The organism is Streptomyces sp. 2114.4, from assembly GCF_900187385.1.
In the GTDB taxonomy this organism is placed as follows: Bacteria; Actinomycetota; Actinomycetes; order Streptomycetales; family Streptomycetaceae; genus Streptomyces; species Streptomyces mooreae.
On record NZ_FYEY01000001.1, the window covers coordinates 6,232,129 to 6,257,676 of the forward strand.

Genomic DNA, 25,548 nt, shown 5'->3' on the forward strand with positions numbered 1-25,548 from the left:
CTCGCGCCGGGGCGCGTCACCGGCTGTGGCACACGCAGGGAGAGAACGGGATTCGGTAGTCATGAAACACGGTAAGTACCGTTTCATCGCGGGGTTCTTGGTCCTCCCGCTGGCGATTTACGCGATCTTCGTGATCTCGCCGTTCGTGCAGGCCATTTACTACTCCTTCACGGACTGGACCGGACTGAGTCCGGACATGAAGATGGTCGGCTTCGACAACTATGCGCGCCTCTTCAAGGACGAGGTCTTCTGGTCCGCCGTGGGCAACAGTGTGACGCTGTTGCTGCTCCTGCCGGTGGTGACGCTCTCGCTCGGGCTCTTCTTCGCCTTTATGCTCAACGTCGGTGGCCGCCGCCGGAAGAAGGCGGTCATCGGCGGGGTGCGTGGCTCGGGCACCTACAAAATCCTCTACTTCTTCCCGCAGGTGCTGTCGGTCCCGATCGTCGCGCTGCTGTTCCAGTTCGCCTACAACCCGGAGAGCGGTGCGCTCAACGCCTTCTTCAAGGCGATCGGGCTCGGCAATGTGCAGCCGGACTGGCTGGGTGATCCGCAGATCGCGCTGTGGTGCGTCATGGCCGCGATGGTGTGGGCCAATGTCGGCTTCTACGTCGTGCTCTTCTCCGCCGGAATGAGCTCCATTCCCAAGGACTTCTACGAAGCCGCGCTGCTGGACGGCGCGAACCGCCTCAACACGTTCTTCCGGATCACCCTCCCGCTGCTGTGGGACACCGTCCAGACCGGCTGGATCTATATGGGCATCCTCGCCCTGGACGTGTCGGCCTTCGCGTTCGTGCAGATCATGAGCGTCGGGCCGGGCGGTCCCGACTATTCGACCGAGGTCCTTCCGCTGTACGTGTACCAGAAGACCTTCCGCGACGGTCAGGCCGGATACGCGACGGCCATCGGCGTTTCCCTGCTGATCGTGACCCTCATCTTCTCGGCCATCGTGATGCGGCTGGGACGACGCGAGCGACTGGAGTTCTGATGAGTGCGCACACGGATCCCGCGGACCTCCCGGGTGTGACGAAGGAGCAGGCGCCCGCCGCGGCGTCCCCGGGAGTGCCCGGACCGCGCCGCGGACAGGGCAGTGAGGACGGCACCCGCGCCGACGGCACAAGCAGCGAGGGCACGGTCCTCAACGTCTTCTCGCACGGAGTCCTGGTCATCTGGGGCCTCTTGGTCACCATGCCGCTGCTGTGGGCGGTGGTGAGCTCCTTCAAGGACGACTCCGAGATCTTCGGCTCGCCCTGGGGACTGCCCTCGGTCCTGCACTTCGACAACTGGTCACGCGCCTGGGACAAGGCGAACATGGGCCAGTACTTCCTCAACTCGCTGATCATCGTGGGCGGTTCACTGATCGGCACGATGCTGCTGGGCGCGATGGCGGCGTATGTGCTGGCCCGCTTCGACTTCCCGGGCAACCGCTTCCTGTACTTCCTGTTCGTGGGCGGGATGGGCTTCCCCGTCATCCTGGCGCTGGTCCCGCTGTTCTTCGTCATGAAGAACATGGCGCTGCTGGACACCTACTACGGTCTGATCCTGGTCTACATCGCCTACTCGCTGCCGTTCACGGTCTTCTTCCTCAGCGGGTTCTTCAAAACGCTGCCCACCTCGGTGGCCGAGGCGGCGCTCATCGACGGTGCCTCGCACACCCGCACCTTCTTCCAGGTGATGCTGCCGATGGCCAAGCCCGGCCTGATCAGCGTCGGGATCTTCAACTTCCTCGGGCAGTGGAACCAGTACCTGCTGCCGACGGTGCTCAACGTCGGGGATCCGGACAAGAAGATGCTGACCCAGGGGCTGGTGGCGCTGGCGGTGAGTCAGGGCTACAAGGGGGACTGGTCCGGCCTGTTCGCGGGGCTGACGATCGCGATGCTGCCAGTGCTCGCCGCATACATCATCTTCCAGCGGCAGGTGGTGGCCGGGCTGACCGCCGGCGCCCTCAAATAGGGGAGCGGACCGGGCGCCATACGGGCGCCATAGAGAGGAGTGGACCGGGACCGCCGTACAGGGAAGCAGGCCGGGGTGCCGTATACCGGCCGTCGGTGGCGATGTGTTTGCGCCGACTTCGGGCGGCGCCCGGTGTGTGTCAGGGGGCGGCTCCGCTGCGGCGGGGCCGCCCTCGCGGGCGTCCCGGTGCGGCCTCTCCTGATCATGCGTGGGCTCAACGCCTTGACGGGACTTCCCGGCTGGAGTTCTGCTTAGAGTTCACATGTTGAATTGAGGGCCGTCCTCCAAAGGTGTGGGTGCGGCCGGCGGGCGGTCGTCGTACCTCCCCCAGTCACCACTGGGAGGTACCCCCGGCCCCAGACGGGAGTGGATGAGTCGATGGAGACTCCGGGGTCGCAGTCCTCGCTGCACCGGGCCAATCTGGAGCGGGTCGTACGTGCGGTGCGTATGGCGGGCTCCCTCACGCAGGCGGAGATCGCCCGGAGCACGGGGCTGTCCGCTGCCACCGTCTCCAACATCGTTCGCGAGTTGAAGGACGGCGGGACCGTTGAGGTGACCCCGACCTCGGCGGGCGGACGGCGGGCGCGCAGTGTCTCCCTCTCCGGCGACGCGGGCATCGTCGTCGGGGTCGATTTCGGGCATTCCCATCTGCGGGTGGCGGTCGGCAACCTCGCCCACCAGGTGCTCGCCGAACAGGCCGAGCCGATCGATGTGGACGCCTCCGCCGCCGAAGGCTTCGACCGGGCGGAAGAGCTGGTCAACCGGCTGATCACGGCCACCGGACTCGACGCGGGCAAGGTCATCGGCGTCGGTCTGGGCGTACCGGGGCCCATCGACGTCGAGTCCGGGACGCTGGGCTCGACGGCGATCCTGCCGGGCTGGTCGGGGACGAACCCCCGCCAGGAGCTGTCCGGGCGCCTCGGCGTGCCCGTCCACGTCGACAACGACGCCAACCTCGGCGCACTGGGCGAACTGGTGTGGGGCGGGGGCCGCGGGGCCGCCGACCTGGCGTACATCAAGGTCGCCAGCGGTGTCGGGGCCGGCCTGGTGATCAGCGGGCAGATCTACCGGGGGCCGGGCGGCACCGCCGGGGAGATCGGGCACATCACGCTGGACGAGTCCGGCCCGGTGTGCCGCTGCGGCAACCGCGGCTGCCTGGAGACCTTCACCGCGGCCCGCTATGTGCTCCCGCTGTTGCAGCCGAGCCACGGGCCGGATCTGACCATGGCGCGGGTGGTGCAGCTGGCCCGTGAGGGCGACCCGGGCTGCCGGCGGGTGATTGCGGACGTGGGCCGTCATATCGGCAGCGGTGTGGCGAACCTGTGCAATCTGCTCAATCCCAGCCGGGTGGTGCTCGGCGGTGATCTCGCCGAGGCCGGTGAGCTGGTCCTGGCGCCGATCCGGGAATCGGTGTCGCGGTACGCGATCCCCAGCGCGGCACGGCAGTTGGGGATCGTCCCGGGCACGCTCGGAGGCCGGGCGGAGGTGCTGGGCGCGCTGGCGCTGGTACTGAGCGAGATGGGCGATTCGACCCTGCTCGACGGGGCGCAGTCCGCGGACGCTCCGGCCCTGGCGTGAAAGAGCTGAGTTCACGCAGCTAACGCATGGCACCGTTGTCATCTCGTTAAGGATTTACTCCTTGACGGTCGGCTGGGGGCCGAGTTGACTTCCAGCCACCTCGGCCGCAACGACGCGGCCTCGTCAGGGAGGCAACCCCATGAACGTTTGGACGCGTCGCGTCGTCATAGGCACCGCCGCCGTCTCGATGGCGCTCTCCGTGGCCGCGTGCGGCAAGGCCGGCGACAACGCCAAGGGCGGCGGCGACAACAAGACCATCGGTCTGCTCCTGCCGGAGAACAAGACCACGCGCTACGAGACCTTCGACCGCCCGCTGATGGAGGCGAAGATCAAGGCGCTGTGCAGCGACTGCACGGTCAAGTACAACAACGCGGCGCAGGAGACCGAGACCCAGAAGAAGCAGTTCGACGCGCTGATCACCCAGGGCGTGAAGGTGATCATTCTGGACGCGGTGGACTTCAAGGCGACGAAGTCCTGGGTGAACCAGGCCGCCAAGAAGGGCGTCAAGGTCGTCGCCTACGACCGGCTGGCCGAGGGCAAGCTCTCCGCCTACGTGTCCTACGACAACGAGAAGATCGGCCGCCTGCAGGGCCAGGCGCTGGTCAAGGCGCTCGGCGACAAGGCCAAGGACAGCAATGTCGTCATGATCAACGGTTCGCCGACCGACCCGAACATGCCGTTCTTCAAGAAGGGCGCCCACAGCGTCCTCGACAAGCAGGTCAAGAAGGTCGCGTATGAGCAGGACATCCCGGACTGGTCGACGGACGAGGCCAACAAGAAGATGAACGCGGCCCTCGACTCGCTCGGCAAGGACGGCATCCAGGGCGTCTACTCCGGCAACGACGGCATGGCCGGCGGCATCATCACCGCGCTCAAGCAGAAGGGCGTCAAGGTCCCGGTCGGCGGCCAGGACGCCGAGCTCGCGGGTCTGCAGCGGATCCTCAAGGGCGACCAGGCCTTCACGATCTACAAGCAGATCAAGCCGCAGGCCGACTCCACCGCCGAGATCGCCGTCAAGCTGCTCAAGGGCGAGAAGATCGGCTCCCTGACGGACACCGAGGTCGACAGCCTCAGCGGCGAGGTCAAGGGCATCCCGGCCAAGCTGTACGACGCGCAGATCGTGACCAAGGACAACATCGCCTCCACGATCATCAAGGACAAGGTCTACAAGGCGAGCCAGATCTGCACCGGCGACGTCAAGAAGGCCTGCGCGGCGGCCGGCATCAAGTAGGACCCCGGCCTCCAGACCCCGGCCTCCAGTCCCCGGCCGCCGGCCCCGGGCCGTAGGCCACGCCTCCCGGCCACGGCCCCACCGGGCCCACCGGCACACCTCTCACCCCGGGCCCCGCCAGGAGGGGCCGCGCGGCACCGCCCGCGGCCCCCGCCCCGGCCTGATCCCGGCCCTTGCCTCCGCCTCAGGCCATATCCCGGCCTCCCGCCCCACCCCGGCCCGCGGCCCCCCGGCCCCACCCCGCCCGGCCTCGTCCCGGCCCCGCCCCGCATCCGTCCCGGCTTCGCTCCGTACCCCCTCCCGGAGCCGGACCGTTCCTCGCAACCCCCCCCGCTCCACGCACCACCATCCCCGCCGTAGTGACGGCGGCGAAGGAGATGATTCACGTGTCCGCTACGCCTGTGCTGGCGTTGCGCGGAGTCTCCAAGCGGTTCGGCGCCGTCCAAGCACTCACGGACGTCACCCTGGAGATCCACCCCGGTGAGGTGGTCGCCCTCGTCGGCGACAACGGCGCCGGCAAGTCCACCCTCGTCAAGACCATCTCGGGCGTCCACCCGGTCGACGACGGCGCCATCGAATGGGAGGGCGCGGCGGTCCGCATCACCAAGCCGCACGACGCCCAGGAACTCGGCGTCGCCACCGTCTACCAAGACCTCGCGCTCTGCGACAACCTCGATGTCGTCGCCAACCTCTACCTCGGCAACGAGATCCGCACCGCGGGCGTCCTCGACGAGATTGCCATGGAGAAGCGCGCCAAGGAGCTGCTGGACACCCTGTCCATCCGCATCCCGAGCGTCCGTATCCCCGTCGCCGCGCTCTCCGGCGGCCAGCGGCAGGTCGTCGCGATCGCCCGCGCACTGATCGGCGACCCCAAGGTCGTCATCCTCGACGAGCCCACCGCCGCCCTCGGCGTCGAGCAGACCGCCCAGGTCCTCGACCTCGTCGAGCGGCTGCGTGAGCGCGAGCTCGGCGTCATCCTCATCAGCCACAACATGGCCGATGTGCAGGCCGTCGCGGACCGGGTCGCGGTGCTGCGGCTGGGCCGCAACAACGGTGTCTTCGATGTCGAGGGCACCTCTCACGAAGAGATCATCGCCGCCATCACCGGCGCCTCGGACAACGCCGTGACCCGCCGCAAGGCGCGTACGGACCAGGTGAAGAAGGAGGCCGGCGCATGAGTGATCTCACCAAGCGGCCCGCCGCGGACGAGGACGAGGCGGCCGCGACGCCGGGCCGGGAGACCCCCGCCCCGGCCGCCGACACCCACCGGCCGGCCGCCGTCGACCCCCGCCTGCTCGTCCGCGAACAGGGCTTCGCCGGCTACCTCAACGACTTCCGGCGCCGGGTGCGCGGCGGGGAGCTGGGCTCGCTGCCGGTCGTCATCGGCCTGATCGTCATCGCGGTCGTCTTCCAGCTCAAGAACAGCAGCTTCCTGTCCGCCGACAGCCTCGCGAACATCGGTGTCTACACCTCCGGCCTCGGCATCATGGCCGTCGGCATCGTCTTCGTGCTGCTGCTCGGCGAGATCGACCTGTCCGTCGGCTCGGTGGCGGGCGTCGGCGCGGCCGTATGGGCCGTGCTCAGCGTCACCCACGGCGTCAACGACTGGCTCGCCGTCCTGATCGCCCTCGTGGCCGGAGTGGCCATCGGCGCTCTGCACGGCTTCTTTTTCGCCAAGATCGGTGTGCCGGCCTTCGTCGTCACCCTGGCCGGATTCCTCGGCTGGAGCGGTCTGCAGATCTGGATGATGGGCCAGGAGGGCTCCATCAACACGCCGAGCGGCAGCGTGGTGGAAGACCTCACCGGCTACTACTTCGAGGACAAGGCCGCGGCCTACGGTCTCGCGCTGATCGCGGTCCTCGCCTACGCCGGATCGCTGCTGCTCGACAGCAAGCGCCGCAAGGCCGCCGCGCTGCCCTCCCGGCCGCTCAGCGAGATCCTGCTGCGCACCGGCGTGGTCGCCGTGATCGCCTTCGTCGTCGCCTATGTCCTGAACGAGCCGGCCGGCGCCCGCGGTCTGCCGCTGGCCCTGGTGCTGTTCCTCGCGGTCCTGGTCATCGCCGACTTCGTGGTGCGCCGCACCCCCTACGGACGGCAGATCTTCGCGGTCGGCGGCAACGCCGAGGCGGCGCGGCGGGCCGGCATCAATGTGAACAAGATCCGGATCAGCGTGTTCGCCATCTCCGGCATGCTCGCGGCGTTCGGCGGACTGTTCATCGCCAGCCTCTCCGGCGGCGCCACCAAGAACCTGGGCTCCGGCAACACCCTGATGAACGTGATCGCGGCGGCAGTCATCGGCGGTACCAGCCTCTTCGGCGGCCGGGGCAAGATCTGGTCCGCGCTGCTGGGCATGCTCGTCATCCAGTCGATCCAGCAGGGCCTGAACCTGCTCGGCATGGCGAGCGAGATCCAGTACATGATCACCGGTGCGGTGCTGCTCGCCGCCGTGGTGATCGACTCGGTCTCCCGCCGGACACAGAAGACGGCCGGACGCACCTGATCGCGCCCCTGCTCCGACCCCGCCGGCCCCCACCGGGCATCATCCGGTGGGGGCCGGTGCGTGTGCGGCGGCGCCCCGCGGGCGGCGCGCCGGAGCCCGCTTCACCCGAGTGACATACATCGCAAGGCCCGGGCGTCGGCGCGGCGGGCGCGACATTAGACTCATCTGATCGGCAAGCTCGATCCACGGCAGCAACCAGCAAGCAGCAGGCAGCAAGGAGGCAGGGGTGCAGGAGGTGCCGCGCAACGCGCGTCCGGCCGGGGTGGTGGCGGGCGACGGGAGGGCGTTGCTTTCCCGTATCAGGGGACCGCGCGATCTGGACCGACTGAGCCCGGAGCAGCTCGAGCAGCTGGCGGGGGAGATCCGTACCTTCCTTGTCGACGCGGTGTCCAAGACCGGCGGACACCTCGGGCCGAACCTCGGCGTGGTCGAGCTGACCATCGCCCTGCACCGTGTCTTCGACTCCCCGAAGGACAAGGTGCTCTTCGACACCGGTCACCAGTCCTACGTCCACAAGCTGCTCACCGGCCGTCAGGACTTCTCCAGGCTCAAGGCGAAGGGCGGCCTGTCCGGCTACCCCTCCCGCGCCGAGTCCGAGCACGACGTCATCGAGAACAGCCACGCCTCCACGGTCCTGGGCTGGGCCGAGGGCATCGCCAAGGCCAACGAGGTGCTGGGGTCGGACGACCGGGTCGCCGCGGTCATCGGTGACGGCGCGCTGACCGGCGGCATGGCCTGGGAAGCCCTCAACAACATCGCCGCCGCCAAGGACCGCCCGCTCGTCATCGTCGTCAACGACAACGAGCGCTCCTACGCCCCGACCATCGGCGGCCTCGCCAACCATCTGGCGACCCTGCGCACCACGGACGGCTACGAGCGTTTCCTGGCCCGCGGCAAGGACCTGCTGGAGCGCACGCCCGTCGTCGGCAAGCCGCTCTACGAGACCCTGCACGGCGCCAAGAAGGGCCTGAAGGACTTCATCGCCCCGCAGGGCATGTTCGAGGACCTGGGCCTGAAGTACGTCGGCCCGATCGACGGCCACGACCTCGAGGCGCTGGAATCCGCCCTGACGCGCGCCAAGCGCTTCGGCGGCCCGGTCATCGTCCACTGCCTCACCGAGAAGGGCCGCGGCTACCAGCCCGCCCTCCAGGACGAGGCGGACCGCTTCCACGCCGTCGGCAAGATCCACCCCGACACCGGCCTGCCCATCTCCTCGGGCGGCAAGGACTGGACGTCCGTCTTCGGCGACGAGATGGTCGAGCTCGGCAAGGAGCGCAAGGACATCGTCGCCATCACGGCGGCCATGCTCCAGCCCGTGGGACTGGACAAGTTCGCCAAGGCCTTCCCCGACCGCGTCTACGACGTCGGCATCGCCGAGCAGCACGGCGCGGTCTCCGCGGCGGGCATGGCCACCGGCGGCCTGCACCCGGTCTTCGCCGTCTACGCCACCTTCCTCAACCGCGCCTTCGACCAGGTGCTGATGGATGTGGCGCTGCACCGGTGCGGCGTCACCTTCGTGCTGGACCGGGCCGGTGTCACCGGAACCGACGGCGCCTCCCACAACGGCATGTGGGACATGTCGATCCTGCAGGTCGTCCCCGGTCTGCGGATCGCCGCGCCGCGCGACGCCGACCAGGTCCGCGCACAGCTGCGCGAGGCCGTCGAGGTCGACGACGCGCCCACCGTGGTGCGGTACTCCAAGGGCGCGGTCGGCCCGGCCGTCGAGGCGATCGGCCGGGTGGGCGGCATGGACGTGCTGCGTGAGCCCGCCGAGACCGTCAAGCGACCGGACGTCCTGCTGGTCTCCGTGGGCGCGCTGGCCCCGATGTGCCTGGAGATCGCAGACCTGCTCGACAAGCAGGGCATCTCCACCACCGTCGTCGACCCGCGCTGGGTCAAGCCGGTCGACGAGGCGCTGCCGGGTCTCGCCGCCAAGCACCGGGTCGTGGTCACCGTCGAGGACAACGTCCGTTCCGGCGGCGTCGGTTCGGCTGTCGCGCAGGCCCTGCGGGACGCCGGGGTGGACCTGCCGCTGCGCGACTTCGGCATCCCCGAGCGGTTCCTCGACCACGCCTCCCGCAAGGAGGTCATGGCGGAGATCGGGCTCACCGCACCGGACATCGCCCGCCAGGTGACCGGGCTGGTCTCCAAGATCGACGGTCGCTACGACACCGAGTCCGCCGGCACCGGGTCCGCCCCCGTCAAGGGCGCGGCCGAGCCGGCCGAGGTCGCCCGCGACTGATTCCCCGGACGCCGCCGATGGGCCGGCCGGGCATCCGTACGGATGTTCCGCCCGGCCCATCGGCATGGACGCGGCCACACCCCATCGGGTGAATCCCCGCCGTCCGGAGGCCCGCCGTAGCCGACTGTTTCCCCTCATTGCGGAGACTCGGTCAGTTCACGAGAGTTGCGAGGGCCGTCCAGGCGGAGGTTCGCCCATGAGCACACAGCACGACGCACCACATGATTCACGCCGCAATCACGGCATGTTCCGGACGAAGACTGTGGAGCAGTCGATCCTGGACACCGAGGAGCCGGAGCACGCGCTCAAAAAGTCCCTGTCGGCGCTCGATCTGACCGTCTTCGGCGTCGGTGTCGTCATCGGCACCGGCATCTTCGTCCTCACCGGGAAGATCGCCAAGGAACAGGCCGGGCCCGCCGTGGCCGTGTCCTTCGTCGTCGCGGGCGTGGTCTGTGCGCTGGCGGCGCTGTGTTACGCGGAGTTCGCCTCCACCGTGCCGGTCGCCGGCTCGGCCTACACCTTCTCGTACGCCTCACTCGGTGAGCTGCCGGCCTGGATCATCGGCTGGGACCTGATCCTGGAACTCGCTCTGGGCTGTGCGGTGGTCGCCGTCGGCTGGTCCGGCTATGTGCGCGAGCTGCTGGGCGGTGCCGGCTGGCAGCTGCCGACGATCCTGTCCGGTACACACGAGGGGCACTTCGGCTTCGATCTGCTCGCCTGCATCCTCGTACTGGTCCTGACCGGCATCCTCGTGCTCGGGATGAAGCTGTCCTCCCGGGTGACGGCGGTGGTCGTGGGGATCAAGGTCACCGTCGTCCTGCTGGTCATCATCGCCGGCGTCTTTATGATCACCGGCGCCAACTACGAGCCGTTCGTACCGCCCAGCAAGCCCACCGCGGCCGGCGGCGGACTGTCCGCGCCGCTGGCGGAGCTGATGTTCGGCTTCACCCCGTCCACCTTCGGGGTCATGGGCATCTTCGCCGCTGCGGCCGTGGTCTTCTTCGCCTTCATCGGCTTCGACATCGTGGCCACCGCCGCCGAGGAGACCCGCAACCCGCAGCGCGACGTCCCCCGCGGCATCCTCGGCTCACTGGCCATCTGCACGGTCCTCTACGTGGCCGTCTCGGTCGTCGTCACCGGTATGGAGAAGTACAGCAAGCTCTCCACCGACGCCCCGCTCGCCGACGCCTTCAAGGACCTCGGACACCCCTTCTTCGCCGACCTGATCAGCTTCGGCGCCGCCGTCGGCCTGACCTCGGTCTGCCTGATTCTGCTGCTCGGCCAGAGTCGGGTGTTCTTCGCGATGAGCCGGGACGGGCTGCTGCCCCGGGTCTTCTCCCGGTCCCACCCGCGGTACGGGACCCCGTACCGGTCCACCATCGTGCTGGGCGTCGTCGTCGCCATCGCCTCCGGCTTCACCTCGATCGACGTCCTCGCCGAACTGGTCAACATCGGCACCCTGTTCGCCTTCGTCGTGGTCGCCGTCGGCGTCATCATCCTGCGCCGCGCCCGGCCCGACCTGCCCCGCTCCTTCCGCACCCCGTGGGTGCCGGTGGTGCCGGTGCTGTCCGTCCTGGCCTCGCTGTGGCTGATGCTCAATCTGCCCGCGGAGACCTGGGTCCGGTTCGGGATCTGGATGGCGGCCGGCTTCGTCATCTACTTCCTGTACGGGCGCTCGCACAGCCGCCTGGGTATCCGCAACCGCCAGGCCGCCCGGGACTGACCCCCGGTCAGCCGCTCCTGCGCCCGGCCCCGTACGCCGCCCCGACGGAGTACGGGGCCGCGCTGTCCCCGGACTACGCCCCGCCGCCGCGCCCCGGCCCCCATACCGTCCGCGGCCCCGTCACCCGCGCCCCCAGCGCCTGGACCCGCTCCCGCAGGCCGCGGTCCGCGGTCACCACCAGACAGTCCCGTCCGCCGCCCTCGTCGGCCACCAGCTGTACGATCCGGTCGTCGCCGCTGCCGTCCGCCGGCACCACCCGTACGCCCTCCACGGAATCGACGCCGCGGGCCGCGCCCTCCACCACCAGAACCAGCTCCAGGGGCGGGGCGACCAGGCCCGGCAGGCCGTCCGCGGCAGGGGCGACCAGCGCGTCGCGCAGCCGCTCGGCCGCACGGTGCCGGTCCCGCCACCAGCCGTCGGGCACCGAGCCCACGACATTCGCGGCATCGACAATGACCAAGGCATCCATGCCGTCACCCTCCCACGGCGAGGTCCCCGCACGCCGTACACACGAATGCGCGGGCCGGCTCCGCCGAGCCGGCCCGCGCATCCCGCTGTCAGTCGTCCACCGTTACGCGGGAACGCTCGCGATGCCCGGGGCCAGGAACTTCTTGCCCCGCACCCGCTCGGAGACGCCCGCGCGGTCCAGGTACGGCGTGATGCCGCCCAGGTGGAAGGGCCAGCCGGCGCCGGTGATCAGGCACAGGTCGATGTCCTGCGCCTCGGCGACGACGCCCTCGTCCAGCATCAGGCCGATCTCCTGTGCCACCGCGTCCAGGACGCGGTCGCGGACCTGCTCCTCGGTCAGCACCGAGTCACCCTGCTTCAGGAGGGCCGCGACCTCGGGGTCCAGCTCCGGCTTGCCGGAGTCATAGACGTAGAAGCCACGCTTGCCGGCCTCGACGACGGCCTTCAGGTTGGGCGAGACCTTGAAGCGGTCCGGGAAGGCGCGGTTAAGGGTCTCGGAGACGTGCAGACCGATCGCCGGGCCGACCAGCTCCAGCAGCACCAGCGGCGACATCGGCAGACCCAGCGGCTCGATGGCCTTCTCCGCGGTCTCGACCGGGGTGCCCTCGTCGATGACGTTCTGGATCTCGCCCATGAAGCGGGTCAGGATGCGGTTGACCACGAACGCCGGGGCGTCCTTGGTGAGCACCGCGGTCTTCTTCAGCTTCTTGGCGACCGCGAAGGCGGTGGCCAGCGAGGCGTCGTCGGTCTTCTCGCCGCGGACGATCTCCAGCAGCGGCAGGATCGCGACCGGGTTGAAGAAGTGGAAGCCGACGACCCGCTCGGGGTGCTTCAGCTTCGAGGCCATCTCGGAGACGGACAGCGAGGAGGTGTTGGTGGCGAGGATGGCGTGCGCCGGGGCGACGGCCTCCACTTCCGCGAACACCGTCTGCTTGACGCCGATCTCCTCGAAGACCGCCTCGATGATGAAGTCGGCGTCAAAGAAGCCCTCGGCCTTGTCGAGCACACCGGAGACCAGAGCCTTGAGGCGGTTGGCCTTGTCCTCGTTGATCCGGCCCTTGCCGAGCAGCTTGTCGATCTCGGCGTGGACGTAGCCCACACCCTTGTCGACGCGCTCCTGGTCGATGTCGGTCAGCACGACCGGCACCTCCAGGCGGCGCAGGAAGAGCAGGGCCAGCTGCGAGGCCATCAGACCGGCGCCGACGACACCGACCTTGCTGACCGGACGTGCCAGGTTCTTGTCCGGTGCGCCGGCGGGCCGCTTGGCACGCTTCTGCACCAGGTTGAACGAGTAGATGCCGGCGCGGAGCTCGCCGCCCATGATCAGGTCCGCCAGGGCCTGGTCCTCGGCGTCGAAACCGGCCTGCAGGTCGCCGTCCTTGGCCGCGGCGATGATGTCCAGCGCCCGGTAGGCGGCCGGGGCGGCGCCGTGCACCTTGCCGTCGGCGATGAACTTGCCCTTGGCGACGGCCTGGTCCCAGGCCTCACCGCGGTCGATCTCGGCGCGCTCTACAGCCACGTCGCCCTTGAGGACGCCCGCGGTCCAGATCAGCGACTGCTCCAGGAAGTCCGCGCCCTCGAAGATCGCGTCCGCGATGCCGAGGTCGAAGACCTGCTGGCCCTTGAGCTGCTTGTTCTGGTTGAGCGAGTTCTCGATGATGACCGAGACGGCCTTGTCCGCGCCGATGAGGTTCGGCAGCAGCGCACAGCCGCCCCAGCCCGGGACGAGGCCGAGGAAGACCTCGGGCAGCGAGAAGGCCGGCAGGGCCTTGGAGACGGTGCGGTAGGAGCAGTGCAGACCGACCTCGACGCCACCGCCCATCGCGGCACCGTTGTAGTAGGCGAAGGTCGGTACGGCGAGGTTCGCGAGCCGCTTGAAGACCTCGTGGCCGCCCTTGCCGATGGCCAGCGCGTCCTCGTGCTTCTTCAGCAGCTCGACGCCCTTGAGGTCGGCGCCGACGGCGAAGATGAACGGCTTGCCGGTGACGCCGACGCCGACGATGTCGCCGTCCGCGGCCTCCTTCTCGACCTGGTCGATCGCGGCGTTGAGGTTCGCCAGCGAGCCCGGGCCGAAGGTGGTCGGCTTGGTGTGGTCGAAGCCGTTGTCCAGCGTGATCAGCGCGAACCTGCCCGCGCCGTACGGCAGGTCGAGGTGGCGGACGTGCGCCGACGTGACGACCTCGTCCGGGAACAGCTCGGCCGCACCCTTCAGGAGTTCGGCGGTGGTGGTGGTGCTCACTTGTCGCCTCCGGCGTCCTTGTGGTTCGGGTTCTCCCAGATGACCGTCGCGCCCATGCCGAAGCCGACGCACATGGTCGTGAGGCCGTAGCGGACCTCCGGCTGCTCCTCGAACTGCCGGGCCAGCTGCGTCATCAGCCGGACGCCGGAGGAGGCGAGCGGGTGGCCGAAGGCGATGGCGCCGCCGTACTGGTTGACGCGCGCGTCGTCGTCGGCGATGCCGTAGTGGTCGAGGAAGGCGAGCACCTGCACGGCGAACGCCTCGTTGATCTCGAACAGGCCGATGTCACCGATGCCCAGGCCCGCCTTGGCGAGGGCCTTCTCGGTGGCCGGGATCGGGCCGTAGCCCATGACCTCGGGCTCGACGCCCGCGAAGGCGTAGGAGACCAGGCGCATCTTGACCGGGAGGTCGTGCTCCTGGGCGAAGTCCTCGGAGGCGAGGATCGAGGCGGTGGCACCGTCGTTGAGGCCCGCGGCGTTACCGGCCGTGACGCGGCCGTGCGTACGGAACGGCGTCTTGAGGCCCGCCAGGTTCTCCAGGGTCGTCCCCGGACGCATCGGCTCGTCGGCGGTCACCAGGCCCCAGCCGGTCTCGCCGACCTCCGCGTTGGTGTTGCGCACCGAGATCGGCACCAGGTCCTGCTGGATCTTGCCGTTCGCGTACGCCTTCGCCGCCTTCTCCTGCGAGCGCACGGCGTACTCGTCGGCGCGCTGCTTGGTGATCTGCGGGTAGCGGTCGTGCAGGTTCTCCGCGGTCATGCCCATGAACAGCGCGGACTGGTCGACGAGCTTTTCGCTCACGAACCGCGGGTTGGGGTCGACGGCCTCGCCCATGGGGTGGCGCCCCATGTGCTCGACACCGCCGGCGATGACGGCGTCGTACGCACCGAAGGCGATGGAGCCCGCGGTGGCGGTCACGGCGGTCAGCGCACCGGCACACATGCGGTCGATGGAGTAACCGGGCACGGACTGCGGGAGGCCGGCCAGGATGCCGGCGGTGCGGCCGAGGGTCAGACCCTGGTCACCGATCTGGGTGGTGGCGGCGATGGCGACCTCGTCGATCTTCGCGGGGTCCAGGGCCGGGTTGCGGCGCAGCAGCTCCCGGATGGCCTTCACGACGAGATCGTCGGCGCGGGTCTCGTGGTAGATGCCCTTCGGGCCCGCCTTGCCGAACGGGGTGCGGACGCCGTCGACGAAGACGACGTCCCTAGCGGTACGAGGCACGTTGGCTCTCCTCCAGGTGCGGGATGGCACTGCTGCGGGGCGCCCCGGGGGACGCTTCACACCGACATGCTACTTACGGGTAACCAGACTGCACACCCCCACCGCCCGGAGCGTTGAACGTCACACCGGACGAAGGGGGTGCCCGCCGGGTGACGGCGTGGCAAGTGGCGGAACGGGGCGACGGAAAACGACCGAACGCGGTCGGGTCTTGGCGCAATTCATCCCATCACACACCTAAAGTGCCCATATGGAGACGAATATGAGTGGTGTCGTGACCCGGCGCGGGCGCCCGGCGGGGCCGCGCGCGATCGGTCTGGTCTGCGCCGTCGCCGCCGCGGGCGCGCTGCTGTCGGGCTGTGGGAACAGCGACAAGGCCCCCCAGAAGGACGCCGGCCCCCCACGGGCCGTGCCCGCCTCCGCCCCCGCCTCCCCGAGCAGTTCGCTCAGCTCGGACCAGGCCCAGCGGAAGGCCCTGATCCCCAAGGCCAAGGTGGGGTACCAGCAGGCCCTGAAGGCGGCCGTGGCGGCCGTCCCCTCCTCGAAGCCGATCGCCGCGGAGCTCAAGGGCTCACCCACCGCCCCCTACTGGAGCACCGCGGTCGCGACGTCCGACGGGACGGTGCACGACGGCCGCGTCGATGCGGTCTCCGGAAAGCTGACGCAGTCGCGCACCGAGTCGGACGACGCCGAGGACAAGAAGCATCTCGCCGGCCAGCTGTCCAAGGCCAAGGTCACGGCCCAGCAGGCCGCGGAGACGGCCACCGAGAAGACGAAGGGCACCGTCACCACCATCGAACTCGGCAACGCCGAGAACGGGAGCGACGCGGTGGCCTGGACCGTGGGCGTCGTGACCCCCGCCGACTGGAACCAGACGACCTACGGGATCGACGCGACCAACCGCAAGGTCCTGTGGACGCACACCAATAACGACTAGCGGGAAAGAGTGCGGCGGCACCCCTCGGGATGCCGCCGCACTCGCGTCGGTGCCGCGCCGCCCGTGTCAGCCGGCGTCGGTCAGCAGCGCCTCGGTGAGGATCGGTGCGACCTGCTCGATCTGCCAGGGGCGGGCGCCATGGCCCTTCAGCACCTCGGCGACCGACTCCTGGCTCGGCTCGACCGGCGGCTCCCAGCACAGCCGGCGCACCGTGTCCGGGGTGATCAGGTTCTCCTGCGGGAGATTCAGGGCCTCGGCGAGCGCGGTGACCGCCGCGCGGGCGGCCGACAGCCGGGCCGCGGCGACCGGGTCCTTGTCGGCCCAGGAGCGGGGCGGCGGCGGCCCGTTGAGCGGCTGGCCGGGCTGCGGCAGCTCGTTCTCGGCCAGGGCGCGGGCGCGGTCGACGGCGGCCTGCCACTGCTCCAGCTGCCGGCGGCCCATACGGTGGCCGAAGCCCGGCAGTGCGGCCAGGGCGTGGCTGTTCGGCGGCAGATGCAGCGCCGCCTCCACGATCGCGGCGTCCCCGAGCACCTTGCCGGGGGAGATGTCGCGTCGCTGGGCCACCTGGTCACGGGCCGTCCACAGCTCCCGGACGACGGCCATCTGACGGCGCCGTCTGACCTTGTGCATGCCGGAGGTGCGGCGCCAGGGGTCCTTGCGGGGCGGTGGCGGGGGAGCGGCGGCGATGGCCGCGAACTCCTGCCGGGCCCACTCCAGCTTCCCCTGCTGCTCCAGCTCCTCCTCCAGTGCGTCGCGCAGATCCACCAGCAGCTCGACATCGAGCGCGGCATAGCGCAGCCAGGGCTCGGGCAGCGGGCGGGTGGACCAGTCGACGGCGGAGTGGCCCTTCTCCAGGGCGAAGCCGAGGACGTTCTCGACCATGGCGCCCAGGCCGACCCGGGCGAAGCCGGCCAGCCGTCCGGCCAGCTCGGTGTCGAACAGCCGGGAGGGGACCATCCCTATGTCGCGCAGGCACGGCAGGTCCTGGGTGGCTGCGTGCAGCACCCACTCGGCGTCGCCGATCGCCTCCCCCAGCGCCGACAGATCGGGGCAGCCGACCGGGTCGATCAGCGCACTGCCCGCGCCTTCGCGGCGCAGCTGTACGAGGTAGGCGCGCTGGCCGTAGCGGTAGCCCGAGGCCCGCTCGGCGTCGACGGCCACCGGGCCCGTGCCGGCCGCGAAGGCGGCCACGATCCCGTCGAGCGCCCCGTCGGTGGCGGTTACCGGGGGGATGCCCTCGCGGGGCTCCAGGAGAGGGACCGGCGCCGGTCGGGAATCCGGAGGCGAGTCTCCGGGTGCTCGCAGTGTCATGTCTGCTGCGGTCTTTTGGGCGTCGGTCACCAGTCAAGGGTATCTGTGTATGCACGTCGCCCGTCGAGGGAACGTTCCCTCGACGGGCGAACAGGTCGGATGAACGGTCAGTGGATGATGCCGGTGCGCAGGGCGACCGCCACCATTCCGGCCCGGTCACCGGTACCGAGCTTGCGGGCGATGCGGGCCAGGTGGCTCTTCACGGTCAGCGCCGACAGCCCCATCGAGACGCCGATGGCCTTGTTGGACTGGCCCTCCGCCACCAGCCGCAACACCTCGACCTCGCGGCCCGACAGCTCGCGGTAGCCGCCCGGGTGGCCGGGGGCGCCCGGCGGGCGGCGCTGCATACGGGCCGCGGTGGCGCCGATGGGCGAGGTGCCGGGGCGGCCCGGAAGGCCCAGGTTGGTGCGGGTGCCGGTGACGACATAGCCCTTGACGCCGCCGGCCAGGGCGTTGCGCACGGCGCCGATGTCGTCGGCCGCGGACAGCGCGAGGCCGTTGGGCCAGCCCGCCGCCCGGGTCTCGGACAGGAGGGTGAGGCCGGAGCCGTCGGGAAGGTGGACGTCGGCAACGCAGATGTCGCGCGGGTTGCCGACGCGGGGACGGGCCTCCGCGATGGACGACGCCTCGATCACGTCACGCACTCCGAGGGCCCACAGGTGGCGGGTGACGGTGGAGCGGACGCGAGGGTCGGCCACGACGACCATGGCCGTCGGCTTGTTCGGGCGGTAGGCGACCAGGCTCGAAGGTTGCTCGAGGAGAACAGACACCGGGCCTCCTGGGGGGAGTGGCGGGGGACGGAAGCCGGCTGGGGGAAGCCGAATGATCCGTGTTTGAAGGGTCACTGACCTCTTCGGCAGCAATCCGGCGGGACTTTAGACTTTGATCACGATTTAGTTAGGGGCAATTCGGGCAAATCGGATGGGTGATCGATCAGAGGTGCGCACCGGGTGCGCATCGAGATGATCAAAGCCGTATGCAATCCCGTCCGAATTCCCGCAAGAGACGACGACGCGGTGATCACGGCACCGGCCGCACGCGGGCGCACCACCGGCTCTGCGCACACGTGCTCACTCACGTGCTCACCGATGCCGGGTAACGGGGGAAGGGGCAGCTCAGCGGGGCTGGGCACCGCGGCGCTGGGGCAGCGGGACGATCCCGCCGCGCGGCGCCGTATCGGGCGTGGCCGGCGGCAGGCCCGCCACCTGGCAGAGCAGATCGCACCACGCCGCCAGATGCACCGCCAGCTCCGGCACCCCGCCGGGGCCCTCGGCCGGTGTCCACGACGCCCGGATCTCGATCTGCGTGGCGGGCTCGCGCGCCGCGAGCCCGCCGAAGTAGTGCGAGCCGGCTCGGGTCACCGTGCCGCTCGGTGCGCCGTAGCGCACCCCGCGCGCCTCCAGCGCACCGGTGAGCCAGGACCAGGACACCTCCGGCAGCAGCGGATCGGCGCCCATCTCCGGCTCCAGCTCCGCACGCGCCAGGGTCACCACCCGGAAGGTGCCCTGCCAGGTGTCGTCCCCGGCCGGGTTGTGCAGCACCACCAGCCGGCCGTCCGCCAGATCCCTGTCCTCGCCGCCCGGACCCGAGCCGCGTTCGACGACCGCCGCCTCCAGCGCGTACGCATACGGGGCGAGCCGTTTGGGAGCGGGCGTCGGATCGATCTCGATCTCCGGCCGCAGTCGTGCCGCGCGGAGCGCTTCGACCGCCTGACGGAAGGGGATCGGGGCCTCGTCCGCGCCGTCCGCGAGGTGTTCGTGAGCCGCAGCCATGCCCGGAAGATTAGGCGGAACCGGGCCCGCATACGGGGAGGACACCCGGTGCGCGCGTCGCCCATTCGGAGGCGCCCCCGGGCGCATGCGGAGATATCGGCCACCTGGCCCGTTCGGCGTGCGACCCGGCGTGCGAAGATTTGGGGCGTGAGCGCCAACGAATGCCCCACGGGCCAGCAGCAGACCGGTACACACGACTCGGCCTTCCTCAAGGCGTGCCGGCGTGAACCCGTGCCGCACACCCCGGTGTGGTTCATGCGCCAGGCCGGGCGCTCACTGCCCGAGTACCGCAAGGTCCGCGAGGGCATCGCGATGCTCGACTCCTGCATGCGGCCCGATCTCGTCACCGAGATCACCCTGCAGCCCGTGCGCCGCCACCAGGTCGACGCCGCCATCTACTTCAGCGACATCGTGGTCCCCCTCAAGGCCATCGGCATCGACCTCGACATCAAGCCCGGCGTCGGCCCGGTCGTCGAGAACCCGATCCGCACCCGCGCCGACCTGGCGCAGCTGCGCGCCCTGGAGCCCGGCGACGTCCCGTACGTCACCGAGGCCATCGGCATGCTCGTCCGCGAGCTGGGCGCCACGCCCCTGATCGGCTTCGCCGGTGCGCCCTTCACGCTCGCCAGCTACCTCGTCGAGGGCGGCCCGTCCCGTAACCACGAGCGCACCAAGGCCCTCATGTACGGCGACCCGCAGCTGTGGGCCGACCTGCTGGACCGGCTCGCCGACATCACCGCCGCGTTCCTCAAGGTCCAGATCGAGGCCGGGGCGAGCGCCGTACAGCTCTTCGACTCCTGGGTCGGTGCGCTCTCGCCGGCCGACTACCGCCGCTCGGTGATGCCCGCCTCCGCCAAGGTCTTCCGGGCGGTCGAGGGCCTGGGCGTACCGCGTATCCACTTCGGCGTCGGCACCGGCGAACTCCTCGGGCTGATGGGCGAGGCGGGCGCGGATGTCGTCGGCGTCGACTGGCGGGTGCCGATGGACGAGGCGGCCCGCCGGGTCGGTCCCGGCAAGGCGCTGCAGGGCAACATCGACCCGGCCGTGCTCTTCGCGCCCCGCGAGGCCGTCGAGACCAAGGCCCGCGAGGTTCTGGACGCGGCCACCGGCCTGGACGGCCACATCTTCAATCTCGGCCACGGTGTCCTGCCCTCCACCGACCCGGACGTGCTGACCCGCCTCGTCGAGTACGTCCACACGCAGACGGCGCGCTGAGCGGAGCGCGGCGGACGGCGACGGATCCGGGGCCGGCGGGCCGGCGCCCGCGGTGTCAGGCCCCGGCCTCCCGTACGGCACCGACGGCCTTGCGGGCCGCCACCAGGACGGGGTCCCAGACCGGGGAGAACGGCGGGGCATAGCCGAGGTCGAGCGCGGTCATCTGCTCCACCGTCATGCCGGCCGTCAGCGCCACCGCCGCGATGTCCACCCGCTTGCCGGCGCCCTCGCGGCCGACGATCTGCACCCCCAGCAGCCGGCCCGTACGGCGCTCGGCGAGCATCTTGACGTGCATCGGGCGGGCGCCGGGGTAGTAGCCGGCGCGGTTGGTGGCCTCGACGGTCACCGTGACGAAGCGCAGTCCGGCGGCGTGCGCCTCGCGCTCCAGCAGCCCCGTCCGGGCGATCTCCAGATCGCAGACCTTGCTGACGGCCGTGCCGACGACACCGGGGAAGGTCGCGTAGCCGCCGCCCGCATTGGTGCCGATGACCTGCCCGTGCTTGTTGGCGTGGGTGCCCAGCGCGATATGGCGCAGCTGCCCGGAGACCAGGTCGAGGACCTCGACGCAGTCGCCGCCCGCCCAGAGGTGATCGTGTCCCCGCACCCGCATGGCGAGGTCGGTGAGCAGGCCGCCGGACATGCCCAGCGGCAGACCCGCCGCGGCGGCGAGCGTGGTCTCGGGGCGTACCCCCAGGCCCAGCACGACCACATCCGCCGGGTACTCGGCGTCCTCGGTGGTGACCGCGCGGACCCGGCCGCCCCCGGGGGCGCTCTCCTCGTCGGTCAGCACACCGGTGACGGTCGCCCCGCGCACCGTCTCGATGCCCATCGCGCACATCGCCTCATGGACGAGCGCGCCCATGTCCGGGTCGAGGGTGGACATCGGCTGTGCGCTCTGCTCCAGGACGGTGACCTGGTAGCCGCGGCGGATCAGGGCCTCGGCCATCTCCACACCGATGTAGCCGGCGCCGACGACGACCGCCCGCCGGCCCGGGGAGGCGTCGAGGGCGTCCAGCAGGGCCCGGCCGTCGTCCAGGGTCTGCACGCCGTGCACGCCGGGCGCGTCGATCCCCGGCAGATCGGGCCGGCGCGGGCGCGCGCCGGTCGCCAGCACCAGTTTGTCGAAGCCGGTCCATGACTCGCGGCCGCCGTCCTCCAGTTCCCGGAAGCGCACCCGGCCCCGGTCCAGGTCGAGTTCGGTGACCTCGCAGCGCATCCGCAGATCGATGTCCCGGGCGCGGTGTTCCTCGGCCGTACGGGCGATCAGCGCGTCCGGGCCGTCGACCTCGCCGCCCACCCAGTACGGGATCCCGCAGGCGGAGTACGAGGTGAAATGGCTGCGCTCGAACGCGGTGATCGCCAGCTCGGCCGGCTTCCGCAGCCGGCGTGCCTGCGATGCGGCGGCCATCCCCGCCGCATCGCCCCCGACGATGACCAGGTGCTCCGTCGCCATGCCGTGTGCCCCTTCGCCGTGTGACCGCTTCGTCGAGTGTGCTCCGCCGCGCCGCGGTCCTCAGCGCTCCAGGACCAGCGCGAGCCCCTGCCCCACGCCGATGCACAGCGCGGCGAGCCCGGTCCCCGAACCCAGCGCGGCGAGCTGGTGGGCCACCGCCCCCGCCAGACGGGCACCGGAGGCCCCCAGCGGGTGGCCGATGGCGATGGCGCCGCCGCGCGGATTGACCACGGCGGGGTCCAGCTCCGGCCACTGCCCGATGCAGCCCAACGCCTGGGCCGCGAACGCCTCGTTGAGCTCGAACGTCGCCACCTCGGCGAAGCCGCGCCCGGACCGCTCCAGGGCCCGCCGTACCGCCTCCACCGGCCCCAGCCCGAACAGCTGCGGCTCGATCCCGGTCACCGCGCTCGCACGGATACGGGCCAGCGGTTCGCGCCCGGTGGCCCGCAGACCCTCCTCGTCCACCAGCAGCAGGGCCGCCGCACCGTCGTTGAGCGGCGAGGAGTTCCCGGCGGTGACCGTGCCCCCGGCCGAACGGAACACCGGCTTCAGCTTGGACAGAGACTCCAGGGACGACGCCTCCCGGATCGTCTCGTCCCGCGGCAGGTCCACCTCCGGCAGCGGCACCACCTCGTCGTCGTAGGCGCCCTCCCGCCAGGCGCGGACCGCCTTTTGATGACTGGCCAGCGCGAAGACGTCCTGCTGCTCGCGGGTGATGCCGTGCCGGTCGGCGATCAGCTCGGCGCCCTCGCCCAGCGCCACCGTCCACTGAGGGGCCATCCGCGGATTGACCATCCGCCAGCCCAGCGTCGAGGAGAACATCTCCTGATGGCCCGCGGGGAAGGCGCGTTCGGGCTTGCGCAGCACATACGGCGCACGGCTCATCGACTCCACACCGCCCGCCACCGCGATATGCGCATCGCCGTGCGCAATGGCCCGCGCCGCCTGGATGACCGCCTCCAGACCGGACCCGCACAGCCGGTTCACGGTCACTCCGGGGACGGTCACCGGCAGCCCGGCCAGCAGCACCGCCATCCGCGCCACATTGCGGTTGTCCTCGCCCGCGCCGTTCGCGTCGCCGAAACAGACATCGTCGATCCGCGCCGGATCGAGGTCCGGGGTGCGGTCCACCAGGGCCTTGACCACATGGGCGGCGAGATCGTCCGGCCGGACCGCGGCCAGCGCGCCGCCGTACTTGCCGACGGGGGTCCGTACGGCATCGACGATGTACACATCCCGTACGCGTGGGTCGGTCATCAGGCGGTGTCCTCGCTGTCCCGGCTCGACGGTCGGCGGACGGTACGAAGATCGCCACCCGCCGCCCCCGAGTCTTTGCCCGCCGCTGCCCGCTGTCAACGGGGCTCCCGGACACCGTGCCCGCCCGGCTGCCCGGCCGCCGCGGACGGTGTGCGGCTCCTCATCCGGCCCCGGTCCCTTCGGTGCGCTCTGAGAGAGTGGGGGCATGAGCGCAGCGCACACCCCCGCGGGCCGGGGGCCCGGCAGCACCGGTCATGTGGTCGTCATCGGTGGAGGCATCTCCGGGCTGGCGGCGGCGCACCGACTGCTCGAAGGCGGCGCCCGGGTGACCGTCCTGGAAGCGGCGGACCGGCTCGGTGGCAAGCTGCGGGCGGGCGAGATCGCGGGCGTCCCGGTCGATCTGGGCGCCGAATCGATGCTGGCCAGGCGGCCGGAGGCGGTGGATCTCGCGCGCGCGGTCGGCATCGGGGACCGGCTGCAGCCGCCCGCCACGGCCGGTGCCTGTCTGTGGACGCGCGGCGCGCTGCGGCCGATGCCCACCGGTCATGTCATGGGCGTCCCCGGGGACCTCGGCCCGCTCACCGCCTCCGGTGTGCTCTCCCCCGAGGGGATCGCCCGTATCGACGAGGACGCCCGGCTGCCGCGCACCGAGGTCGGCGAGGACGTCGCCGTCGGCACCTATGTCGCCCGGCGGCTGGGCCGCGAGGTCGTCGACCGGCTCGTGGAGCCCCTGCTCGGCGGGGTGTACGCGGGTGACGCGTACCGGATCTCGATGCGCGCCGCCGTCCCCCCGCTCTTCGAGGCCGCGCGGACGCACCGTTCCCTGCTCGACGGCGTACGGGGCATCCAGGCGCGGACCGCCGCGACCGTCCACCAGGCCGGGGCCGCCGCGACCGGACCGGTCTTCATGGGCATCGAGGGCGGCATCGGGACGCTGCCGGGCGCGGTGGCCGACGCCGTACGGGCCAAGGGCGGCGAGATCCGCACCGGCACGCCGGTCACCGCGGTGCGGCGCACCCCCGACGGCTGGCAGCTCGACCTCGACGGCACCGCGCTCACCGCCGATGCCGTCGTCCTCGCCACCCCCGCACCGGCCACGGCCCGCCTCCTCGCCCCCGTCTGCCGGCCCGCCGCCGCCGAGCTGGACTCCGTCGAGTACGCCTCCATGGCCCTGGTGACCATGGCCTTCCGCCGCGCCGACGTCGAGGGGCGGCTGACCGGCAGCGGCTTCCTCGTCCCGCCCGTGGACGGCCGCAAGATCAAGGCATCCACCTTCTCGGGCAACAAGTGGGGCTGGTCCGGCCGCTTCGACCCGGAGCTCTTCGTGCTGCGCACCTCCCTCGGCCGCCACGGCGACGAGGAGGATCTGACGCGTGAGGACTCCGAGCTCGTCGGCTTCTCGCGCGCCGACCTGCGCGAGGCGGTCGGGCTGACCGCCGCGCCGGTCGCCTCGACGGTCACCCGCTGGCACGGCGGACTGCCCCAGTACCCGGTCGGCCACCTGGAGCGGGTGGCCCGGATCCACGACGCCGTGGCCGGGCTGCCGGGCCTGCGGGTGTGCGGCGCGCTCTACGGAGGCGTCGGCATCCCGGCCTGTATCGCCTCGGGCCGCACGGCCGCCGACGACATCCTCACCACCCTGCGCCCGGACTCCGTCCCCGCCGAGTGAGAATGGACGGTATGACAGACGCTTCCACCCCCGCTTCCGCGCCGCAGGCACCCGCGGCGCCCGAGAAGGTTCCGCACGCCGGCAAGAAGGCCAAGGACCTCAACGAGATCATCCGCTACACCCTCTGGTCGGTGTTCAAGCTGCGCGACGTCCTCCCGGAGGACCGCGGCGGCTACGCCGAGGAGGTCGAGGAGCTGTTCGCGCAGCTCGCGGCCAAGGACGTGGTGGTGCGCGGCACCTACGACGTGTCCGGCCTGCGTGCCGATGCCGACGTCATGATCTGGTGGCACTCGGAGAGCTCGGACGCCCTCCAGGAGGCGTACAACCTCTTCCGCCGCACCCGGCTGGGCCGTGTGCTGGAGCCGGTGTGGTCGAACATGGCGCTGCACCGCCCCGCCGAGTTCAACAAGTCGCACATCCCGGCCTTCCTGGCCGACGAGGAGCCGCGCGCCTATGTGAGCGTCTACCCCTTCGTGCGCTCCTACGAGTGGTACCTCCTGCCCGACGAGGACCGCCGCCGGATGCTCGCCGACCACGGCAAGATGGCCCGCGGCTTCCCGGACGTGCGCGCCAACACCGTGCCGTCGTTCTCGCTGGGCGACTACGAGTGGGTGCTCGCGTTCGAGGCCGATGAGCTCTACCGCATCGTCGACCTGATGCGTCATCTGCGCGGCTCCGAGGCGCGGATGCACGTCCGCGAGGAGATCCCCTTCTACACCGGGCGCCGCAAGCCGGTCTCCGAGCTGGTCGCGGGCCTGGCGTAACCGGGCGCGCGGTGCGTCG

20 protein-coding genes are annotated in these 25,548 nt (G+C 70.8%); 12 read left to right on the forward strand and 8 right to left on the reverse strand.

Translation table 11 applies throughout. The features are described from left to right. The first annotated feature begins 61 nt into the window (after positions 1-61). The 8 genes from CFW40_RS27420 to CFW40_RS27455 all read left to right on the forward strand — a co-directional run bounded on the left by CFW40_RS27420 (position 62) and on the right by CFW40_RS27455 (position 11,224). Complete coding sequence (locus CFW40_RS27420; protein WP_088800526.1) at positions 62-985, forward strand: carbohydrate ABC transporter permease; 924 nt, start codon at positions 62-64, stop codon at positions 983-985. Continuing rightward, positions 985-1,950: a carbohydrate ABC transporter permease gene (locus CFW40_RS27425; protein WP_088800527.1), complete on the forward strand. Its 966-nt coding sequence runs from the start codon at positions 985-987 to the stop codon at positions 1,948-1,950. Before CFW40_RS27420 ends, CFW40_RS27425 begins: the two co-directional genes overlap by 1 nt. Before the next feature lie 378 nt (positions 1,951-2,328). Further along, positions 2,329-3,528 (forward strand): ROK family transcriptional regulator, encoded by a 1,200-nt coding sequence (locus CFW40_RS27430; protein ID WP_088800528.1) that lies wholly within the window; start codon positions 2,329-2,331, stop codon positions 3,526-3,528. A gap of 139 nt (positions 3,529-3,667) precedes the next feature. Then, positions 3,668-4,759 carry a sugar ABC transporter substrate-binding protein gene (locus CFW40_RS27435; RefSeq protein ID WP_256331269.1) on the forward strand — a complete coding sequence of 364 codons (1,092 nt, stop codon included), beginning with the start codon at positions 3,668-3,670 and terminating at the stop codon, positions 4,757-4,759. Positions 4,760-5,136: 377 nt separating this feature from the next. Further along, the gene (locus CFW40_RS27440; protein ID WP_088800529.1) at positions 5,137-5,937 is read left to right on the forward strand and encodes an ATP-binding cassette domain-containing protein; all 801 of its coding nucleotides are present in this window, start codon (positions 5,137-5,139) and stop codon (positions 5,935-5,937) included. Further along, a complete protein-coding gene (locus CFW40_RS27445) occupies positions 5,934-7,259 on the forward strand; it encodes a sugar ABC transporter permease (RefSeq protein WP_088800530.1) in 1,326 nt (441 codons plus the stop codon). Before CFW40_RS27440 ends, CFW40_RS27445 begins: the two co-directional genes overlap by 4 nt. Positions 7,260-7,485: 226 nt before the next feature. Next, the gene (dxs, locus tag CFW40_RS27450; RefSeq protein WP_088800531.1) at positions 7,486-9,501 is read left to right on the forward strand and encodes a 1-deoxy-D-xylulose-5-phosphate synthase; all 2,016 of its coding nucleotides are present in this window, start codon (positions 7,486-7,488) and stop codon (positions 9,499-9,501) included. Positions 9,502-9,697: 196 nt separating this feature from the next. Then, entirely contained in the window at positions 9,698-11,224 is a 1,527-nt protein-coding gene (locus CFW40_RS27455) for an amino acid permease (protein WP_176956374.1), read from the forward strand. 73 nt (positions 11,225-11,297) lie between these two features. On the opposite strand, the gene CFW40_RS27460 is transcribed toward CFW40_RS27455, so the two are convergent. The 3 genes from CFW40_RS27460 to CFW40_RS27470 form a co-directional block, all read right to left on the reverse strand. After that, positions 11,298-11,693, reverse strand: coding sequence for an NTP pyrophosphohydrolase (locus CFW40_RS27460; protein ID WP_088800533.1), 396 nt, complete (start codon positions 11,691-11,693; stop codon positions 11,298-11,300). A 102-nt stretch (positions 11,694-11,795) separates the two neighbouring features. Beyond that, positions 11,796-13,931, reverse strand: a complete 2,136-nt coding sequence (locus CFW40_RS27465) for a 3-hydroxyacyl-CoA dehydrogenase NAD-binding domain-containing protein (RefSeq protein ID WP_088800534.1) — start codon at positions 13,929-13,931, stop codon at positions 11,796-11,798. Continuing rightward, on the reverse strand, positions 13,928-15,154 hold the full coding sequence (locus tag CFW40_RS27470) for an acetyl-CoA C-acyltransferase (protein WP_088800535.1): 1,227 nt from the start codon (positions 15,152-15,154) through the stop codon (positions 13,928-13,930). The genes CFW40_RS27465 and CFW40_RS27470 overlap by 4 nt, the downstream gene beginning before the upstream one ends. Before the next feature lie 259 nt (positions 15,155-15,413). Here CFW40_RS27470 and CFW40_RS27475 point away from each other — a divergent pair, with 259 nt between their 5' ends. Beyond that, positions 15,414-16,088, forward strand: a complete 675-nt coding sequence (locus CFW40_RS27475) for a PepSY domain-containing protein (protein ID WP_256331268.1) — start codon at positions 15,414-15,416, stop codon at positions 16,086-16,088. 66 nt (positions 16,089-16,154) lie between these two features. Here the strand turns inward: CFW40_RS27475 and CFW40_RS27480 are convergent, their stop codons facing one another. From CFW40_RS27480 to CFW40_RS27490, 3 genes are all read right to left on the reverse strand, one after another. Next, positions 16,155-17,429, reverse strand: a complete 1,275-nt coding sequence (locus CFW40_RS27480; protein WP_088800536.1) for a ribonuclease D — start codon at positions 17,427-17,429, stop codon at positions 16,155-16,157. 77 nt (positions 17,430-17,506) lie between these two features. Then, positions 17,507-18,169: a response regulator transcription factor gene (locus CFW40_RS27485; RefSeq protein WP_088800537.1), complete on the reverse strand. Its 663-nt coding sequence runs from the start codon at positions 18,167-18,169 to the stop codon at positions 17,507-17,509. A 345-nt stretch (positions 18,170-18,514) separates the two neighbouring features. After that, the gene (locus CFW40_RS27490; protein WP_088800538.1) at positions 18,515-19,171 is read right to left on the reverse strand and encodes a DUF3000 domain-containing protein; all 657 of its coding nucleotides are present in this window, start codon (positions 19,169-19,171) and stop codon (positions 18,515-18,517) included. A 147-nt stretch (positions 19,172-19,318) separates the two neighbouring features. On the opposite strand from CFW40_RS27490, the gene hemE reads away from it, so the two are divergent. Beyond that, positions 19,319-20,386 (forward strand): uroporphyrinogen decarboxylase, encoded by a 1,068-nt coding sequence (hemE, locus tag CFW40_RS27495; protein ID WP_088800539.1) that lies wholly within the window; start codon positions 19,319-19,321, stop codon positions 20,384-20,386. A gap of 55 nt (positions 20,387-20,441) precedes the next feature. Here hemE and CFW40_RS27500 read toward each other — a convergent pair whose 3' ends face one another. Both CFW40_RS27500 and CFW40_RS27505 read right to left on the reverse strand, forming a co-directional pair. Then, positions 20,442-21,839, reverse strand: coding sequence for an FAD-dependent oxidoreductase (locus tag CFW40_RS27500; protein WP_088800540.1), 1,398 nt, complete (start codon positions 21,837-21,839; stop codon positions 20,442-20,444). Between the two features lie 60 nt (positions 21,840-21,899). Then, positions 21,900-23,096: a thiolase family protein gene (locus CFW40_RS27505; protein ID WP_088800541.1), complete on the reverse strand. Its 1,197-nt coding sequence runs from the start codon at positions 23,094-23,096 to the stop codon at positions 21,900-21,902. 205 nt (positions 23,097-23,301) lie between these two features. On the opposite strand from CFW40_RS27505, the gene hemG reads away from it, so the two are divergent. Together hemG and hemQ are read left to right on the forward strand one after the other, a co-directional pair. Further along, positions 23,302-24,765, forward strand: a complete 1,464-nt coding sequence (gene hemG / locus CFW40_RS27510; protein WP_088800542.1) for a protoporphyrinogen oxidase — start codon at positions 23,302-23,304, stop codon at positions 24,763-24,765. An 11-nt stretch (positions 24,766-24,776) separates the two neighbouring features. Beyond that, positions 24,777-25,529 (forward strand): hydrogen peroxide-dependent heme synthase, encoded by a 753-nt coding sequence (gene hemQ / locus CFW40_RS27515; protein WP_088802399.1) that lies wholly within the window; start codon positions 24,777-24,779, stop codon positions 25,527-25,529. The last annotated feature ends 19 nt before the right edge of the window (positions 25,530-25,548 follow it).